The following is a 16,862-nucleotide window of genomic DNA, read 5'->3' as shown; positions in this document are numbered from 1 at the left end:
CCGTCTCTTGCGTGATCGGCCTGCGGAGAGCAAGTGAATTCGCATACCCGCCGCATGCCGCGACCGGCGCGCCTTTATAGCTAGATAAGGGCTTGTCCCGCAATCGTGCATTCCCCGGAGCCCTCCGAAAACGCTTGCAGGGGGCAAGCCCGAAACCCCCGCACCGTGCCCGCCGCTGCCTGTCGCAATGCGGTAGTGTGACCTGCAAAGCACAACCCGGAGCCGGACGAGCCTGCGTCTGGACCAAATCAGCCACAGGACGGATAACCTAATCGTATCGAAGAGTCCGCTGCATTACTGCAAAACTGCTCTGGCGAGAGGTATTCATACAGAGCAACGGCATATTGAGTTAACGCACGCGCAGGGATTTGTGCCCTTTGCGCAACATCGACTGACATTCCTTCGTCATGAGGAGAGGTTTGCTTGACCCGACGCGGTTATCAACGGATTAATCGGGTACGCGCTCGGGGGGCAGTTTCGGTCGGCCCGGCGATGCACGAGCCACGGGGGAGCTTTTCCGCTGGCTTGTACAAATGGAACAGCGTTTAGCTGATACTGCGAGGAACACATGAAAAAGACTCTCCTTGGGACGACTGCTCTCGTCTCGGCTGGCCTGGTGGCCGGTCCGGCGCTTGCGAGCGATCCGCTGACCGTCACCGTTGGCGGCACGGTCACCGCGGGCATGTACTACATCGACGCCGATGACATCGGACCGATTCAGTTCAATGAATCCGCCGTGAAGCTCGTTGCGCGCAACATCGACATCAATGCCGAAGGCACGCTCGACAACGGCATGGTTGCCGGTGTGATGGCGACGCTCTCGCTCGGCGACGACTGGAACACGCACTACGCGAACAACGACGCCGCGTTCCGTGAGCTCTTCGCCTACCTCGAAGGTGGTTTCGGCCGCTTCGAAATCGGTGGTACGGACGGCGCCGCCTTCAAGATGCACTACACGTCGCCCTGGTTCGTGCCGGGCAACGGTGTTGACAGCCCGAACATCCTCAACGTCCCGACGGTTGGCACCGCTCGCCATTCGACGTTCTCGCTGATGGCTGCCGATGCGAACAAGGTGACCTACTTCACCCCGCGTTTCGCTGGCTTCCAGCTTGGCCTGTCGTACACGCCGGACGTTTCCTACAATGGTCCGAATGCGAATGGCCTCGGTGTCGTTCCTGGCGGTACGCTCGGCCGTATCGACAACGTGGTTGAAGTTGCCCTGAACTATGCGGGTTCCTTCGGTGCGGTCGATTTCGGTGCCGATGGCTTCTATGTCACGGGTGAAGGCAACCTCGGTGCCGCCGCCAATGATCCGGAAGAAATGGGCGCTGGTGTGAACCTCGGCTTCGGTGGCTTCACGCTCGGTGGTGCCTACTACGCCTCGGAAGACCTCGCTGTGACGTCGATCCCGGTCGCGTCTGCCGTTGGCCTGGAAGAAGAAGTCTGGACCGTTGGTCTGGCCTATGCGACTGGCCCGTGGACGGTTGGCGTTGCCTATCTTGCCGACGAGCTCTCGACGCCGGGTGCCTCGATCGACACGACGACGTGGCAGACCGGTGGTGGCTACAACCTCGGTTCGGGTGTGGACATTGGTCTCGACCTTCAGATGACCAACGTCGATGCCGGCTTCATCGATTACGACGCACAGTCGGCCGGTCTCGTTCTCTCGGTTTCCTTCTGATCCTTTCGGATAGAAGTTTCGAGAAACGCGAAAGATTGGGAGCAGGCGAAAGCCTGCTCCCTTTTTTTGCGTGTGATGCTTTGATAGATAAGGTGGCCTTGCGACAAGCGCACAAGGAACTGAACAATGGGCGCCTTGATCTGGCTCGCTTCCTACCCGAAATCCGGCAACACCTGGATGCGAAGCTTTCTGCACAACCTGTTTCGGGGTGCGGAGGAGCCGGTTCATATCAACGACATTGCCGATTTCTGCCTGGGTGAATCGTCAGCGCACTGGTATGCGGCAAGAGCGGGCAAGCCAGTCGAGGAACTCAATGAGGAAGAGCTCGCGAAACTCCGGCCAATCGTGCACCGCGACTTCACGATGGTTTTCCCGGATTCGGTTTTTGTGAAGACACACAACTATCTCGGCGAATCCTGTGGTGTGCCTCTGCATACGATGGAGGTGACGGCAGGCGGTATCTACGTTTTGCGTAATCCCCTTGATGTCGTTATCTCGGTCAGCCATCACTTCAACCAGACGATAGATGAGGCGATCGAGCATCTCGCAAATGACGAGTGCACGGCAGGAGACATGCAAACGCATGTCGTTGAAATACATCGTTCCTGGTCCACTCATGTGCGAAGCTGGACGGAACATCCGAGCCCGCAACTGCTGATTGTCCGCTACGAGGATCTGCTCCACAAGCCACGAAAATATTTCAAGCAGGTCGCCAGTTTCCTCGGTCTGAAGCCGTCCCCAGCGCGGCTAGAGCGCGCTATCCGAAACTCTTCCTTTCGTGCGCTGAAAAACATGGAACAGAAAAGCGGCTTCAAGGAACGGCCGAAGGAAGCGGAATCGTTTTTCCGCGAGGGCCGCTCCGAACAGTGGCGCGAGGTGCTGACACCGGCGCAGGTTCGCCGGATCATCGCTGATCATCATGAGCAGATGGAGCGGTTCGGCTATATCCCTGACGACTACCGTGATGCCGTCCCGAAGCAAACCGAGCAATCCGGTGTGGCAGGCTAGGTTCTTGTCTCGAATCTGAGGTGGTTGTTGTGGGAGCGTTGATCTGGCTCGCGTCCTATCCGAAATCCGGAAATACATGGGTGCGGAGTTTTCTGCACAACCTGCTTCGCAACACGACGGAGCCGGCGGACATCAACGCGCTCAATCAGTTTTGTCTCGGCAGCTCATCGCGACGGTGGTTTGAACAGGTAAGCCCCGTTCCTCTGGAACAGTTGAAACCGGACGCACTGGCGAGATTGCGCCCCGCCGCGCAGGCGAGAATGAGTACGGTCTCACCGGATTCGATTTTCGTGAAAAGTCATAATTATCTCGGGCCCTGGTTCGGCGTTCCATTACACAACATGCAGGTAACCGCGGGCGCGATTTACATTCTGCGCAATCCGCTCGATGTCACCCTTTCGCTTGCCGGTCATCTCGGTATGTCGATCGACGATACGATCAAATTCATGTCGACGGATGGTGCAGGTACGAAGCTTACGGCGCGTCATATTCCCGAGGTCTACGATACATGGTCTGCGCATGTTGCGAGTTGGACGAGTGGCGCGAACCCGCAACTCTTCGTCGCTCGTTATGAGGACATGTCCGAGCGTCCGGTAGAAACCTTCGGCAAGATGGCGGGGTTTCTCGGACTGAACCCTGCAGCGGACCGTCTCGAGCGCGCGATCTCAAATGCATCCTTCGATGTGCTCAGCACACAGGAAAGAGAAAAGGGCTTCAAGGAAAAGCCGGCCCATGCGGAGGCTTTCTTTCGAAAGGGAAAGCCGGGGCAATGGCGTGAGCTGCTGAGCGACGAGCAGATTGCCAAGGTCGTGTCGGCGCACAGGGCCCAGATGGAGCGGTTCGGATATGTGCCGGACGGATTCTAGTTTCCGCTTCCAAGGATGAAGCTGATACCGGCAATACCTTTCACGCTGGTGCCACGCAGTCTGGCAACATGCGGCGGCGTGGAAATACCACCGAGCGCGTAGGCCGGTAGCCCAAGGCCATTGGCGACGCGGACGAGACGCGCAAACCTCGGTATGCCCAAAGGCTTTCCGCCGGGATGGCTTTCGGATGGCAGCACAGGCGAAATCAGCACGGCATCGACATCTGCGCGGGCCGCTGCGACGATCGCTCTTTCCGAGTGGCAGGCTGCTGTCACGATGACGGCAGGCACATCGCGCCGGAAGGTGCCGTGACGGTGACGGGCGAGGCTGTACTCCGGCAAATGGACGCCGTCGACGCCAAGGCGCCGTGCGAAATCGGGCATACCCGCAATGAGCAGGATGCCGTCCCGTGCGCGAAGTTTTGACGCGAGGGCCCGGACTGTCGGGTAGTCCGGCTTCTTGCCATATGTCCGCCAGATCAGTGCGCTTTGGCGGGGAAGTGCGAGCAGCGCGACCGCTGGATTCGGCAGACGTTTTGGGTCCGTTATCGCAACGAGAGAAATGGAAGAAGGGTGGGCGTTCAGATAGCGGGCGGCGCGCGCCATGTGGTCCGATATCGTTCCCATCTTGTCTCTGGAACCTCCTGCGACTAGCTTGCGCGAGATTATGCCAATGACCGATATCGACGCCACAGAGAATGAAACACCGGAAACGCGCCTTGCCGCCGTCCGCGAGAGGATTGCGGTTGCAGCGCGAGAGGCGGCGCGTGCACCGGCCGACGTTGTTCTCGTCGCCGTTTCAAAGACCTTCGGCGAAGAGGCGATCCGTCCGCTGCTCGATGCGGGACAGCGCATTTTTGGAGAAAATCGCGTTCAGGAGGCTTCAAGAAAATGGCCTTCGCTTCGCGAGCAATATTCCGGTGTCGAACTTCATCTGATAGGTCCGCTTCAAACCAACAAGGTCGAGGAGGCGCTCGATTTGTTCGACGTCTTCCATACGCTAGACCGGCCGAAGCTTGCGCAAGCTCTCGTCAAGGCAAGAGACAAAGGGCGGAAAATGCCCCGCTTGTTTGTGCAGGTGAATACGGGCGAAGAGACGCAGAAGGCAGGCTTAGCACCAGGCGATGTTGATGCGTTCATAACGCGCTGCCGTACGGAATGGTCACTCGAAGTGGAGGGGCTCATGTGCATACCTCCTTTGGGCGAGGAGCCTGCGCTTCACTTTGCGCTGCTTGAGAAGATGGCGCGGCGAAACGGTCTGCCGAAGCTGTCGATGGGTATGAGTGGCGATTTCGAGACTGCGGTAAAGCTTGGCGCGACGCATGTTCGTGTCGGCAGCGCACTTTTCGGCTCGCGGGTTTAATCAAGCTTCTTCGATCCGCATTCGGGTTGCCGGGCCCGACAGCGCAAGTACCTGCAGCATGGCATCGAGCCGGAGAGCGACGCAGCCTTCGGTCGCCTGCAATTGTCCATCGCCTTCCCGTACAAGATGAAAGAAGACGGCGCTGCCTGCGTAAGGGATCACCGGATCGTCATTGTAGCCAAGGACCACGACCAGATCGTAGAGATGATCTTCCCGCCACATGGTTTCAGCGCTAGCCGGATAGGGCAGGCGTACAGGCCGATTGTAGAAGACATCTTCCGGCGCGTCGCACCAGCCGTCCGAGGGTGAGATGGGGATGAGAGGCAGCTTCGTCCCGGGCACGGGGAGGCGGTCCTGCCTGTACCTCAACTCGCGCAAGGGGAAGCATCCGAGGGGTGTCGCACCGTCGCCCTCCCGCTTCTTCGGGTTCACTCCGGTGCGCCCCAGGGCGCAAGGAAAACGGAGTTCGCCGAAGCGGAGTTCTCCAAGCGGATTTCCCGGGGAACCGGTGACGACGATTTCAGGCATTGTGCCGGGTGAAGAGGTCATGACCGGTTCACAGTAAGGTGCGTGTGCGGCGCGAGCAATCAGCTGTTATCTCGCCGACTTTTCCGACTTCATTGCCTCATACTTGTCGAGGGCGTCGAGCATTGCGCTCGAAAGGTTGGGAAGGTGCGCAGGGGCTGATTTGGAACCGGCGGACCCAGCCTTGTCCTCTGCGGGATCGGCAAAGGAACCGAGGAGGGCCTGAAAGGCCTCCGGGCTCAGGCGAGGCAAAGGCTTTGTCTCGGCCGGGTTCTCCGTAGAAGCGGGAATAGCCGGCTTGAGCGTGGCTTGAGGTCCCGGAATGGTCGCGATCGACGCGGTGTTCAGCTCGTTATCGTCAGGCAAGGCTGCGGGTGAGGATGCTTGCGCAGAAGCTACCACCATCCTCTGAATTTCTTCTTCACCGCCGAAGAGGGAAGCGTAGAGTTGGTCGCCAAGTCCCTCCGCGCTGTTGCCGCTGATTGCAAGACCTGCAACGGACGCAACAAGACCCAACGGCCCTCCCCAAAGAGCACCTCCCGCGATACGTGCTTGCGGGCTGATACCGTCACCCGTCATGCTTCGATAGGCTTCCCCGACAACAGGGATATGCTGAAGCGGATTCAAGGTATCGACGATGTCTCCGAAGCTTACCTGGCCCCCTTCCGGCACGCGGCCTTCTCGGCGGGCGGTCTGCAGATCCTGGAAGGCCGCAGAAGCCATATTTTGTTTGCCGGGGCGGTGCTGAATGCCGGTATAGGCGGTGGAGAAGTCGGTCATGCCGGTCCGGGTCGCAAACATCGGGCCAGATCGAGAGCGCCCGGATTCCGGGGTTTGAGCGGATAGAAATCTCCCTTATCCGGCAAGATTTGCCGAGCCTGATTTACTGGGCGGCAATCCGGCGCCTGACCGTTGCGGGTCAGCTTTCGTTGGTTGCTGGGGAGAGCTATGGCACACTCCGCCCGAACTGTTCTTGTGGCCGTGACGGCCTTTTCGAAAGCGTGATATGGCGAAAAACTTTCCACCGAAGGGGCCGGCGAAGCCGCTCAAGCCGGGTTTCGGCATGCCGGGCTCATTCAAACCCACGGTCGGGCTTCCTGCGGGGGCGGCCGGCGGCAGGCCAACGGTTGGTGTGCCGGGGGCGGCTTCCGGCGTTGCTGGCGGATTTCGTCCTGATCATGCACAGCGCAACTCACCCAACCCCGACGATATCATACGCATTCTGCAGCTCGGCGGTGCGCATCTGGCGGCCGGCCGGCTCGATCATGCGGGATCCGCCGCAGGTGCGGTGCTCAAGGTTCAGCCTGAAAACCCTGATGCGCTTCATCTGCTGGGCCTTGTTGCACTCGGCAAGGGTAGCCCCGACAAGGCCGAACAGCTGATTGCGGCGGCTGCCGCACGGATGCCTCATCACGTGAATGTCTGGGTTAATCTCGGCAATGCGCAGCGTGATCAGGGGAAGATTGACGAGGCGCTGATTTCCTATCAGCGAGCGGAGACGATGAATCCGGATTATCCGGATGTCTTTCTGGAGCGCGGGCAGCTTTTCCAGCAGTCCGCGCAGTTTCCGGAATCGCTGCAGAACTTCCGGCGGCTGATCGAACTTGCTCCAAATGAGGCTTCCTCCTACATGCGAGCGGCCTCGGCCGCCACCGATGCAGGTCTGTTCAAGGACGCACTTGATTTCTGCCAGCAGGCCATGAACCGGGTGAAGCCCGTTCCGGCGCAAATCAAGGCCATTCTCGCAACAACCTATGAGCGCCTCGGCGACTTGCCGAAGGCGATTGAATGGTCTGAGGGAGCGCTGGCGGAAGCCCCTGGCAGCGCCAGCGCTCTGAGAACCTGGTCGAAGGCGCAACGGCGGCTCAAGAAGGGAAACAAAGAACTCCTCGACAAGCTACGCGACCGGCTTGAAGCAATTGACGCAAGCAAAATGTCCGCGCCTGAAGCGCGTCTGCTTTATTCGGAGCTCGCCCAGCTCTGCGATGAACAGAAAGACGTGCCGGCGGCCTTCTCGTATTTCACAAGGATGAATGAGCAAACGCTCGAACTTCCCGAACTGAAATTCGTGGACCGCAGAAAATTCGTCGATGAAGTCGATCATCTCATCGGTCTTCTCGATGGGGGTTTCGTTTCGGAGTGGTCGGATCTTCCGGACATTGAACGTGAACCGGGACATGCCGGCCCGCCAGTATTTCTCGTCGGCTTTCCGAGATCGGGAACGACGCTGCTTGATCAGATTCTCGACGCACACCCCGGTGTGCAGGTGTTCGAGGAGTATCCCTTCCTCGGCCGAGTGAAGAAATCGATCGAGGGCTATCCCGAAAAACTCTCTGCCATGAGCGAAGAAGAACGACAGGCTGCACGACAGGTCTACTGGTCGGAGCTTCGCAAGGAAGGTGCACAATTCGAGGACAAGATTGTCATCGACAAAATGCCGTTGAGCCTCGTGCATTCGGGGCTGATCCACCGGCTCTTCCCCGAAGCGAAGTTCATCTTCGCCATCCGGCATCCGGCCGACTGCGTACTTTCATGTTTCATGCAGGACTTCGTTCCCAATGCATCAATGCAGAATTTTTTGACGCTTGAAGGTTCTGCGACACTCTACGATCGCGTGTTCACGCTTTGGCAAAAATACCGCGAACGTCTTTCTCTCAGGATTCAGGAGGTTCGATACGAAAATCTCGTCGCGGATCTTCGAGCGGAAGTCGCACCGGTTCTCACGTTTCTGGATCTCGACTGGAACGATGCTGTGAGTGATCCGGCGGCGCATGCGCTCAGCCGCGGAACGATCCGTACACCTTCCTATTCACAAGTGACGCAACCGATCTATTCGAGCGCCACCGAAAGATGGCGCCGGTACGAAGAGCAGATGAAGCCGGTACTCTCCATCCTCAAGCCTCACGCGGAACGACTGGGCTATTCCCTGTAGAGAAAATATGAACGGGACAAAGAAAATACTCGTTGTCGATGACGACGACATATTGCGCGGATCGCTTGTTGAGCAGCTTCAGCTTTATGAGGAGTTCTCTTGTTTGCCCGTTGCGACAGGTGCGGCGGGTCTCGATCACGCGCGGGGAAACCATGTCGACCTTGTCCTGCTCGATGTCGGGCTGCCCGATATGGACGGACGGGAGGTCTGCCGTCTCATGCGCAAGGCAGGCGTCAAGGTGCCGATCATCATGCTGACGGGAGCAGACACCGATTCCGATACGATCCTCGGTCTCGATGCGGGAGCGAACGACTACGTCACAAAGCCGTTTCGGTTCGGTGTTCTGCTCGCGCGCATCCGGGCACATTTGAGGAGCCATGAGCAAAGCGAGGATGCGGTCTTCAAGATTGGACCTTATTCCTTCCGCCCGAGCGCAAAAATTCTCCTGGACGAACAGGAAAAGAAAATTCGTCTCACGGAGAAGGAAACATCAATCCTGAAATATCTCTACCGGGCCGGCTCGAAGGTCGTTGGCCGGGACACACTCCTTGCCGAAGTGTGGGGTTACAATTCCGGGGTGACAACACATACACTCGAAACGCATATCTACCGGTTGCGGCAGAAAATCGAACTGGACCCATCGAGTGCGGAAATTCTGGTGACCGAAGCGGGCGGCTACCGGCTCGTGCCATAAGACAAGTTCAGGCTTTTGCCGTCAGCGATAGCAAGATGACAGCGCCAAGTGCGAGCGGGGTACCGATAAGCGCAGCGATGAGAATAGCGCTGGGGCCCCAAACGATGACGCTGATCGCGAGCAAAAGAAGAATATTTATGAGGAAGAGAGTGGGGCCGTCGATGCGGTCCATGAGGGGTCTCCATACGAGCATGAAACTGACCTTCATCTGCCCTTTCACACCCGGCGATCCAATCAGACCAATCGCCGCAGGCTCGTCAGATATCGGTCCCGACATGCGCAGTGAGTGAATAGGTTGTCACGAATTCGGCAGGCATACGCGTCGCGCGGCCGGTTTTGACGTTGATACACACGAAGTCCGTCAGCCCCCGCAATAACGTCTCGCCAGTCTCGCCGTTGACCATCTGGAAGCGGCGGCGTAGCCGGAGCCGCCCGTCATTCGAGGTAATCCAGGTGCCTATCAAGACAGATTCGCCCTCCCGGCTTGCGGCCAGATATTCGAGTTCGTGACGGCGGACGACCATGCCGCGGTTGAGAGCGGCATAGCGACCGAAGTCGAGCCCCAATGCTTTCGAGTGTTCCCACGCCGCCTTCGCCATCCAGGTGAGATAGACGACATTATTCGTATGCTGAAAATCATCGATATGCTGGGGCTCGACCTTCGTTTCGTAAATGAAGGGTGCGGGCCAGTCCCAGGCAATTTCCACTTGTGTCTTTTCCATCGTGTTCCTTTCCGGCCCATGTTCTTAGCGTTCTCCCTGCTGCCGCGCAAACAAAGGGGCGGCGACAAGGCCGGTGTGCTCGGGTATTGTGAGACCCATGAGCCTTGAACCTGCCGTCGCCCTGCTGCAACGTGTGGACCTGTTTTCGGGTCTCGATGCCGTACGCCTCGAAGTCGTTGCCTTTACATGTGAGCGGCGTGAATATGCGCCGGGCGAAGCGCTGTTCGAGGCGGGCGAGGAGGCGGATTGTGCCTGGCTTATTCTCGAAGGGGAGGCGGTCATGCTTGCCGCGCAGGATAGGGGATCGCCCCGGGCGCTCCGGCTTGACACGGGCGATCTCATCGGCGAAACGGCCTTGTTCAACCGTGAGCGTCGGCGCACCCGTGTGCGGGCGGTGACGAAGCTCGAAACGCTCAGGATCGGCCGCGATATGTTTCAGCGGTTGCTCGGGGAATTTCCAGAGATGGCCGGTGCTGTTGCCGCGCGCGTTGCGAACAGGCTTGAGAATGCCGGGGCGGAGCTTCGGGCACTGGAATTGCGGCTCGCACGGAGCGGGGCGGCGCAGAAAAAAAGATAAAAGGGCGGAGAAAGAAATGAGTGATGCGAAGCCGGCGAACGATTGGCCGCCGAATATACAGGCGGTCTTCAAGCGCATGGCTCCCGCAAGCCGCTATCTAGGGCTTGAAATTCTGGAGGCCGATAGGGAGAAGCGAACCGTCAAGGTTGCATTCAATGCAGGGCCGGAACTCTGCAACATGTGGGGCGGCATTCAGGGCGGTATGGTCGCGGCGATGCTCGACGATGTGATGAGCCTCGCGGTCGGGCTCGATCTTGAATGGGGTCAGATTTCGCCGACGCTCGAACTCAAGGTTTCGATGCTGAATGCGGCGCGGCCTGGCCGTATCATAGGGACGGGGCGCGTCATCAAGCGCGGGAAGGCCGTCGGCTTCATTGAGGGTGAGCTGACAAGCGAAGACGGGAAACTGCTCGCAACGGGAAGCTCGACTGCGACTTTCGTCACGCTGAAGAAAAAGGCTCCGCAAGAGGATACAGCTCAGGCGTAGGCGTTGCGGTCGAAATAGTTTCGCGCTTCTTTCGTCAGGTGCGTTTCAAAGAGTGCAAAGTGATGCCGGATGCCGGCGTTCAGTGCAGCCTTGTCGAGCTTCACGATACGACGCGTTTCCCGCAGAAAGCTCGGCCAATAGCGAATCACCATCCAGATGTTGTCGGCGATCGGCGCGAGTTCATCTTCCGGCATGCCGAGATGCCCCGCCTCGATCATGTGACGGAAGAAGCGGATAACCATGCTTGTTGTCATTTCGTAGATCTGGTGGACACGATCTTCGAGTTCCGGTGAGGCGCGGCCATATTCCGCCTGGTCACGGTAAAGATACTGGTAGGTCCAGACCTCCTCGAAAACCATGCGATTGAAGAGAGCATAGTTCTCCAACACCGTTTCCGGGGTCGAGGGGATCGCCAGACGCTTGTCGATCAGCACGAAAAGGGCGAGCTGGTGAGCGCTTACGAGATCCCGTTTGGTGCGGAAGTGATACCAGAGATTACCCTCCGAGATGCCGACTTCCTCTGAGATCTTCGCAGTCGTCACCGCGTCGTAACCGTTCTCGTTGAAGAGCCGGAGACTCGTCGCAAGAATCCTGTCTTTGGTCTTTGGTGCCATGCCTTGTTTTCAGGCCTTGTTTTCAGGCCTTGTCTCTTTGATTTCAGGTCTTGCTGACGTTTCAATGCCGCGGCGCGCGTGGCTCCCTTTGTAGCCGTCACGGCGCCGCATCACAAAGGTGTCATTTGCAGCTTTTTCATGGGCCTTCAGCCGTAAAGGCAGTATAGCAGCCCCTCTTGCGCGGCTAGGGTCACTACCCTAATATGGGGTGTCTACCCTAGCAAGAACCGTCCGCCGGATGTCCCCCAATATGTCCGGACGGCGGCGAACAGGTAGGAACCCCAGGAGCGGGTGGCGGGCGGCTCTTTACCCCGAAGGCTGGCCCCCCCAGCTTTAGAGCCTCAGCGTCGCAATGACCGGCGCATGATCCGACGCCCGCTCCCACCCCCTTGCATCCTTTCGGACCTTCATCGCGATAGGTGTATCCGAAAGCGCTGGTGTGACCCAGATATGGTCGAGGCGGCGGCCGCGATCGGCGGTCTCCCAATCCTTCGCGCGGTAGCTCCACCACGAATAGAGCTTCTCGTCTTCGGGTACGAAGCGGCGCATGACATCCACCCAGTCATGCGATGCATAAAGCTCGTTCATCAGCTCAACCTCGACCGGAGTGTGGCTGACGACTTTCAGGAGCTGCTTGTGCGACCAGACGTCGTGTTCAAGCGGGGCGATGTTGAGGTCGCCCACAAGCACCATGCGGTTCTTCGATTTGGTACGCTGCTTTGCATAGAGGTCGGTCATCTCCCGCAAGAAGGCGAGCTTGTGCGCGAATTTCTCGTTGATGGCGGGATCGGGCTCATCGCCGCCGGCGGGCACATAGAAATTATGTATCCGCAAGCCACCGGGGATATCGAGGTCGGTGGCGATATGCCGACAATCGCCTTTCTCGCAGAAGTCTCGACTCTCCGTCTTTTTGAAGGGAATACGGCTGAGCGTGGCGACGCCGTGATAGCCCTTCTGCCCGTGTACGGCGATATGTTCGTAACCGGCCTTGCGGATGTCCTTCCACGGAAAGGCATCGTTGATACACTTGATTTCCTGAAGGCAAAGTACGTCAGGCTTTTCCTCTGCGAGCAAACGCTCCACCTGATTGATCCGTAGACGAACGGAATTGATGTTCCAGGTCGCAATCTTGAAATCCAACGTCTTGTCCGTTTCTTGTCTGGTGTGCCGGTTCAGAAAATATTGAAGGTCAGGCCGGCGATACCGATGGGCCAGCGCCCGCGCGTGAAAAGCGCAAACTTGCGGCGAAAGGGGTGATCGTCTTCGGTGCCGGCAATAAGGGAGAGGGCGGCGCCATGCGCAGCGTGAAGAGCTGCGCCCGCCGCTGCATTCAACAGTTCTTCGTCCTCTACTTCCCAGAAATGAGCAGCATCTTGTACGGCGGCGCGCACGCGCGCACCGAGCAGTGCCGAGACATGGGTCATGGCGATGTTAAGCGCATCTTCGCTTAGATGGTCGAGCGCCTCGGCGGCAAGCGCGGCCCGCAAGCCTTCCTCGGCTTCCCAATGCGCCGGGTCGATATCGAAAGTGATGGCCGCATCCGCCGCTTCCACCCAGTCGCGCAGGCGGGCGGGTTCGGCATCCGGAAAACCGAGGCCGTCGAGATAGGAGCGCGAGAGGGCCTTCACCTCGCGGTCCAGCGGGCGGCCGAGCCGGGTGAACCACGGCATGTTGACCGCTTCCTCGGCGAAGCTGCGAAGCCCCGCAAGGATCGGGATCTCTCCCTCCAGCGCGTCAAGCTCCGCGTCGGAGATCAGCATCTGCGGTTCGTCATTGTCGTCGAAGGGGCGGGACATGTGCTGCCAGACCAGTGGGCGGGAGCCGGGAGCTTAGTCGCTCGGCACGGGGAAGCGAAAGCCCGGCATGTGAAAAAGAGGGGCGCAAAAAAAGTTGCGCCCCGCCGGGGGGAGGGCGAGGCGCAACCGCGCGTCTTGCGCGTGGCGCCGGGAGGGGAAGGCCGGCGCCTAGAGGGGGCTCGGAGCACCGCTATGGGTGAGCGGGGGGCAGGTCACCCGGGCGGCTTATGCTCGGCCCTCATGACCAAGTAGATAGGGGTGAGATGCCGCCGCTTCAATACGGTCTGTTTACAAACATAAATTGCAAATTAACGGGGATTTTGACGTCTGAAATGGTCGCGGAATCATCGGCTTAGCGGCTGGTAGAAAGAGAAGGGCGCCCCCTGCGTCAAACCGCCGCAAGGGACGCCCGGCCAGTTCTCAGGAAACGCCGAGATCTTTCGCCGTCAGATCGATGCAGCGCCGGGCGAGGCCGAAGAGTTCGTCCATCTCGCTTTCCGTGATGGTCAGGGGCGGGCTCAGCACCATGGTGTCGCCGATCGCGCGCATCACGAGACCATTGGAGAAGCAATGGTTACGGCAGCGTGTGCCGGCATCGACGGAGCCGTCGAACTTTTCGCGTGTCGTCTTGTTCTTCACCAGTTCGATTGCGCCAAGCAGACCAACGCCGCGTGTCTCGCCGACCAGCGGATGAGCGGCAAGTTCGGCAAGCTTTTTCTGGAAGTAGTTGCCGGTGGCGCCACCTGCTTTTTCGACGAGCTGTTCCTTCTGCATCAGCTCCAGGTTGGCGAGCGCAACGGCGGCCGCGACCGGATGGCCGGAATAGGTGAAGCCGTGCGACCACTCATTGTCGGAGTTGAAAATGGCATCGCCCACGCGCTTGCCGAGGCCGACAGCCGCAATCGGCTGATAGCCGGAAGAGAGACCTTTCGCCATGTTGATCATGTCCGGTTCGATGCCGAGCGTTTGCGCACCGAACCAGCTGCCCGTCCGGCCAAACCCGCAGATCACCTCGTCGAGATGCAGCAGCACGTCATATTTGCGGCAGATACGCTGGATCTCGTCCCAGTAGCCCTTGGGAGGAATGATAAGGCCGCCTGCACCCTGGATCGGTTCGGCGACGAAGGCCGCGACATTCTCCGCGCCGAGCTCCAGGATTTTCTCTTCGAGGCTCCGGGCGGTCTTGAGGCCATATTCCTCCGGCGTCATGTCGCCGCCTTCTGCAAACCAGTCGGGACACTCGACATGGAAGAAGCCCGGTAGCGGCAGATCGGCCTGCGGATGCATATGGGTAAGGCCGGAAAGCGAGGCCGCAATCATCGTCACGCCGTGATAGGCCTTCTTGCGCGCGATGAAGAGTTTCTTGTCGGGCTTTCCCTGCAGGTTCCAGAAATAGCGGATGATCTTCACCGCGCTGTCGTTTCCTTCCGAACCGGAGTTCGCGAAGAAGAAACGGTCGATTCCGGCAGGGCAGACCTCCGCGAGCTTCTGTGAAAGCTCGGCGACGTAGGGGTTCGTCGTCTGAAAGAAGTTGTTGTAGTAGGAGAGTTCCTTCAGCGCCTTGTATCCGGCCTGCGCGAGTTCTTCGCGGCCATAGCCGACCTGCACGCACCACAGCCCGGCCATTCCGTCGATCAGCCGGTTGCCTTCCGAGTCATAAAGATAAACGCCCTCGGCGTGGGTGATGACACGCGCGCCCTTTTGCGCGAGATCCTTGTGCGTGGTGAAAGGGTGGAGATGGTGGGCGGCGTCCATCTCCTGCCAGCGCTTTGTCTGATTTGAAATTGCTGCTGTCGGCGACATTTGTCTGCTCCGGTTCCGAATGAAGATAAGGCGGAAAATGGCTTGGCCCTTGCGGCCGCGCCGGAGCGGCGACTTATGGATTATAGCCGATGCGTGCACACAGGATCAGCAGTTCCTGCTTCGTGCTTTGCCATGTGAAAAACTGGATTTGCGGGCTCATGGAAGAAAGCTAACCCAATCGGCTGGCCCGGCCAAGCAAGCGCTTTTCAACTCTTTTCGAGTGAGCGGAGGTGGGTTGCGAGGGCGGCTTGCGCGCGATTCCGGTTTTGTGTTGTCGGTCGAATGGCCGCCTGAAGGCCCAGCCCGTCCACGATGCCGATGAGCCGCGTTGCCTCGTAGTCGGCGTCGCTTTCGGGCGCGATTTCACGGATGAGCGGCACGAGCGCCTCACGCCAGCGATCGTGGCGGATATCGTTTTCGACGGCGAGAGAAGCATCGGCGGCGGCGGCACCCCAGAAGGCAATCCAGATTTTCCACTCCCGCAAGCGAACCTCGTCGAGCGGAAGTGTCTCTTCCAGCATAGTCAGGAGCCGCTCCCGAGGGGTGCCATTCGCTTCCAGGGCGGCGGTCATGCGGATGGCTGCCGCGTCATAGGCGGCCTTGAGCGCCGCCAGAACAAGCTCCTCGCGGTTCGCGAAATAATGAGTAAGGCGTCCGGTGGTGCAGCCCGCGGCAGCGGCGATCTTACGCATGGTAAGGCTTTCAAGCCCTTCATCCGCGATTACCTGCCAGCTCGCTTCCATGAGTTCCCGGCGGCGCTCATCGTGATCGACGACTTTCGGCATAAGACGCAAGCTAGCCTAAATCGACCCTTTACACAACAATCGTTATGTAATAATTATTGCACAACAATCGTTTTCTAAAGGGAGGTTCGACCATGCACGAATTTCTTGAAGGGCTGCTGCATATCCGGGATGTGGATCAGGTCTGGATCCTGCTCGGGCTGATCGGTGTTGATGTCGGTCTGACCTGGGTTCTCCGGAAGAAATATTACGAGGCCGCCGATTCCGCCTGTTCGGTGGCTATGGGCCTTGCCTATGCCGCAACCATCGCGATCTCGGCGGGCACGGTGCTTGCTGCACTTTACTGGCTTCGCCAATACGCGTTTTTCGATATCGACTGGGCGGACAGCGCCCTGCTCATTCTCGCCGCCTTCGTCATCATCGATTTCCTGTTCTACTGGTATCACCGCGCGATTCATGAAATCCGCTTTGGCTGGGCGGCGCATGTGAATCATCACTCGAGCCAGTATTTCAATGTCGGCACGGCGCTGCGTTCGTCCTTCGTGGAAGCCTGGCTTGAGCCGCTTCTTTTCATCCCGGTCATACTCATCGGCATCGACCCGGTGATGGCCATCGCGCTTCTGTCGATCAACCATCTCTATCAGTACTGGCTGCATACGCGGCATATCGGCAAGCTCGGGCCCGTTGAGTGGATCATGAACACGCCTTCGCATCACCGGGTTCACCACGGCTCGAACCTGCAATATTGCGACAAGAACTATGCCGGCACCTTCATCGTCTGGGATCGCCTCTTTGGTACCTTCGAGGAGGAGCAGGAAGAGCCCGTCTACGGCATCCGCTACCAACTCGAAACGCGCAATCCCGTGAAGGCGACATTTCACGAATGGGCTGGTATTGCGAAAGACCTGAAGAAGGCGCGAAGTCTCCGCGAGGCAATGGGCTATCTCTTCGCCGCGCCGGGCTGGGCACCGGACGGCAAGGGCGAGACAACGCGCGCCCTTCAAGCGGAGATGAAGCGCGAGCGGATGGCGGCAAAGGTGGCGAGCTGAGCG

Annotated in this window: 19 protein-coding genes; 9 read left to right on the top strand and 10 right to left on the bottom strand. The window is 59.0% G+C overall.

What is annotated here, in order from left to right; translation table 11 throughout:
- Nucleotides 1-568: 568 nt before the first annotated feature.
- The 3 genes from ABJO61_RS12000 to ABJO61_RS11990 all read left to right on the top strand — a co-directional run bounded on the left by ABJO61_RS12000 (nt 569) and on the right by ABJO61_RS11990 (nt 3,555).
- Nucleotides 569-1,681 (top strand): porin, encoded by a 1,113-nt coding sequence (locus ABJO61_RS12000; RefSeq protein WP_348325261.1) that lies wholly within the window; start codon nt 569-571, stop codon nt 1,679-1,681.
- Nucleotides 1,682-1,807: 126 nt separating this feature from the next.
- Nucleotides 1,808-2,689, top strand: a complete 882-nt coding sequence (locus ABJO61_RS11995) for a sulfotransferase domain-containing protein (RefSeq protein ID WP_348325263.1) — start codon at nt 1,808-1,810, stop codon at nt 2,687-2,689.
- A 20-nt stretch (nt 2,690-2,709) separates the two neighbouring features.
- A complete protein-coding gene (locus tag ABJO61_RS11990) occupies nt 2,710-3,555 on the top strand; it encodes a sulfotransferase domain-containing protein (RefSeq protein ID WP_348330552.1) in 846 nt (281 codons plus the stop codon).
- On the opposite strand, the gene ABJO61_RS11985 is transcribed toward ABJO61_RS11990, so the two are convergent.
- Nucleotides 3,552-4,181 carry a thiamine phosphate synthase gene (locus tag ABJO61_RS11985; protein ID WP_348325267.1) on the bottom strand — a complete coding sequence of 210 codons (630 nt, stop codon included), beginning with the start codon at nt 4,179-4,181 and terminating at the stop codon, nt 3,552-3,554. The two genes, ABJO61_RS11990 and ABJO61_RS11985, sit on opposite strands and share 4 nt — an antisense overlap.
- A gap of 46 nt (nt 4,182-4,227) precedes the next feature.
- On the opposite strand from ABJO61_RS11985, the gene ABJO61_RS11980 reads away from it, so the two are divergent.
- The gene (locus ABJO61_RS11980; RefSeq protein WP_348325269.1) at nt 4,228-4,917 is read left to right on the top strand and encodes a YggS family pyridoxal phosphate-dependent enzyme; all 690 of its coding nucleotides are present in this window, start codon (nt 4,228-4,230) and stop codon (nt 4,915-4,917) included.
- Here ABJO61_RS11980 and ABJO61_RS11975 read toward each other — a convergent pair whose 3' ends face one another.
- Both ABJO61_RS11975 and ABJO61_RS11970 read right to left on the bottom strand, forming a co-directional pair.
- Nucleotides 4,918-5,466: a L,D-transpeptidase family protein gene (locus ABJO61_RS11975; protein ID WP_348325271.1), complete on the bottom strand. Its 549-nt coding sequence runs from the start codon at nt 5,464-5,466 to the stop codon at nt 4,918-4,920.
- Nucleotides 5,467-5,511: 45 nt separating this feature from the next.
- Entirely contained in the window at nt 5,512-6,222 is a 711-nt protein-coding gene (locus ABJO61_RS11970) for a hypothetical protein (protein WP_348325273.1), read from the bottom strand.
- Nucleotides 6,223-6,448: 226 nt separating this feature from the next.
- On the opposite strand from ABJO61_RS11970, the gene ABJO61_RS11965 reads away from it, so the two are divergent.
- Nucleotides 6,449-8,374 carry a sulfotransferase gene (locus tag ABJO61_RS11965; RefSeq protein WP_348325275.1) on the top strand — a complete coding sequence of 642 codons (1,926 nt, stop codon included), beginning with the start codon at nt 6,449-6,451 and terminating at the stop codon, nt 8,372-8,374.
- 7 nt (nt 8,375-8,381) lie between these two features.
- The gene (locus tag ABJO61_RS11960) at nt 8,382-9,068 is read left to right on the top strand and encodes a response regulator transcription factor (RefSeq protein WP_348325277.1); all 687 of its coding nucleotides are present in this window, start codon (nt 8,382-8,384) and stop codon (nt 9,066-9,068) included.
- Between the two features lie 7 nt (nt 9,069-9,075).
- On the opposite strand, the gene ABJO61_RS11955 is transcribed toward ABJO61_RS11960, so the two are convergent.
- Nucleotides 9,076-9,240, bottom strand: a complete 165-nt coding sequence (locus ABJO61_RS11955) for a hypothetical protein (protein ID WP_348325279.1) — start codon at nt 9,238-9,240, stop codon at nt 9,076-9,078.
- Between the two features lie 85 nt (nt 9,241-9,325).
- Nucleotides 9,326-9,790, bottom strand: coding sequence for a thioesterase family protein (locus tag ABJO61_RS11950; protein WP_348325281.1), 465 nt, complete (start codon nt 9,788-9,790; stop codon nt 9,326-9,328).
- Nucleotides 9,791-9,887: 97 nt separating this feature from the next.
- Here ABJO61_RS11950 and ABJO61_RS11945 point away from each other — a divergent pair, with 97 nt between their 5' ends.
- Complete coding sequence (locus ABJO61_RS11945; protein WP_348325283.1) at nt 9,888-10,367, top strand: Crp/Fnr family transcriptional regulator; 480 nt, start codon at nt 9,888-9,890, stop codon at nt 10,365-10,367.
- Between the two features lie 16 nt (nt 10,368-10,383).
- Complete coding sequence (locus ABJO61_RS11940) at nt 10,384-10,854, top strand: PaaI family thioesterase (RefSeq protein WP_348325285.1); 471 nt, start codon at nt 10,384-10,386, stop codon at nt 10,852-10,854.
- Here ABJO61_RS11940 and ABJO61_RS11935 read toward each other — a convergent pair.
- From ABJO61_RS11935 to ABJO61_RS11915, 5 genes are all read right to left on the bottom strand, one after another.
- Nucleotides 10,845-11,468: a TetR/AcrR family transcriptional regulator gene (locus tag ABJO61_RS11935; RefSeq protein WP_348325287.1), complete on the bottom strand. Its 624-nt coding sequence runs from the start codon at nt 11,466-11,468 to the stop codon at nt 10,845-10,847. The genes ABJO61_RS11940 and ABJO61_RS11935 overlap by 10 nt on opposite strands.
- A 333-nt stretch (nt 11,469-11,801) precedes the next feature.
- Nucleotides 11,802-12,608: an exodeoxyribonuclease III gene (gene xth / locus ABJO61_RS11930; RefSeq protein ID WP_348325289.1), complete on the bottom strand. Its 807-nt coding sequence runs from the start codon at nt 12,606-12,608 to the stop codon at nt 11,802-11,804.
- A gap of 32 nt (nt 12,609-12,640) precedes the next feature.
- Nucleotides 12,641-13,264: a hypothetical protein gene (locus ABJO61_RS11925; RefSeq protein WP_348325291.1), complete on the bottom strand. Its 624-nt coding sequence runs from the start codon at nt 13,262-13,264 to the stop codon at nt 12,641-12,643.
- 420 nt (nt 13,265-13,684) lie between these two features.
- Nucleotides 13,685-15,067, bottom strand: a complete 1,383-nt coding sequence (locus ABJO61_RS11920) for an aspartate aminotransferase family protein (protein WP_348325293.1) — start codon at nt 15,065-15,067, stop codon at nt 13,685-13,687.
- Nucleotides 15,068-15,273: 206 nt separating this feature from the next.
- Nucleotides 15,274-15,852, bottom strand: a complete 579-nt coding sequence (locus ABJO61_RS11915; RefSeq protein ID WP_348325295.1) for a TetR/AcrR family transcriptional regulator — start codon at nt 15,850-15,852, stop codon at nt 15,274-15,276.
- Between the two features lie 92 nt (nt 15,853-15,944).
- Between ABJO61_RS11915 and ABJO61_RS11910 the strand changes: the two genes are divergently transcribed.
- A complete protein-coding gene (locus tag ABJO61_RS11910) occupies nt 15,945-16,859 on the top strand; it encodes a sterol desaturase family protein (protein ID WP_348325297.1) in 915 nt (304 codons plus the stop codon).
- Nucleotides 16,860-16,862 lie beyond the last annotated feature (3 nt).

This window comes from Parvibaculum sp., assembly GCF_039973015.1.
Lineage (GTDB): Bacteria > Pseudomonadota > Alphaproteobacteria > Parvibaculales > Parvibaculaceae > Parvibaculum.
Note: the sequence above shows the minus strand (reverse complement) of the source record. Positions and strands in the feature narration are given on the sequence as shown.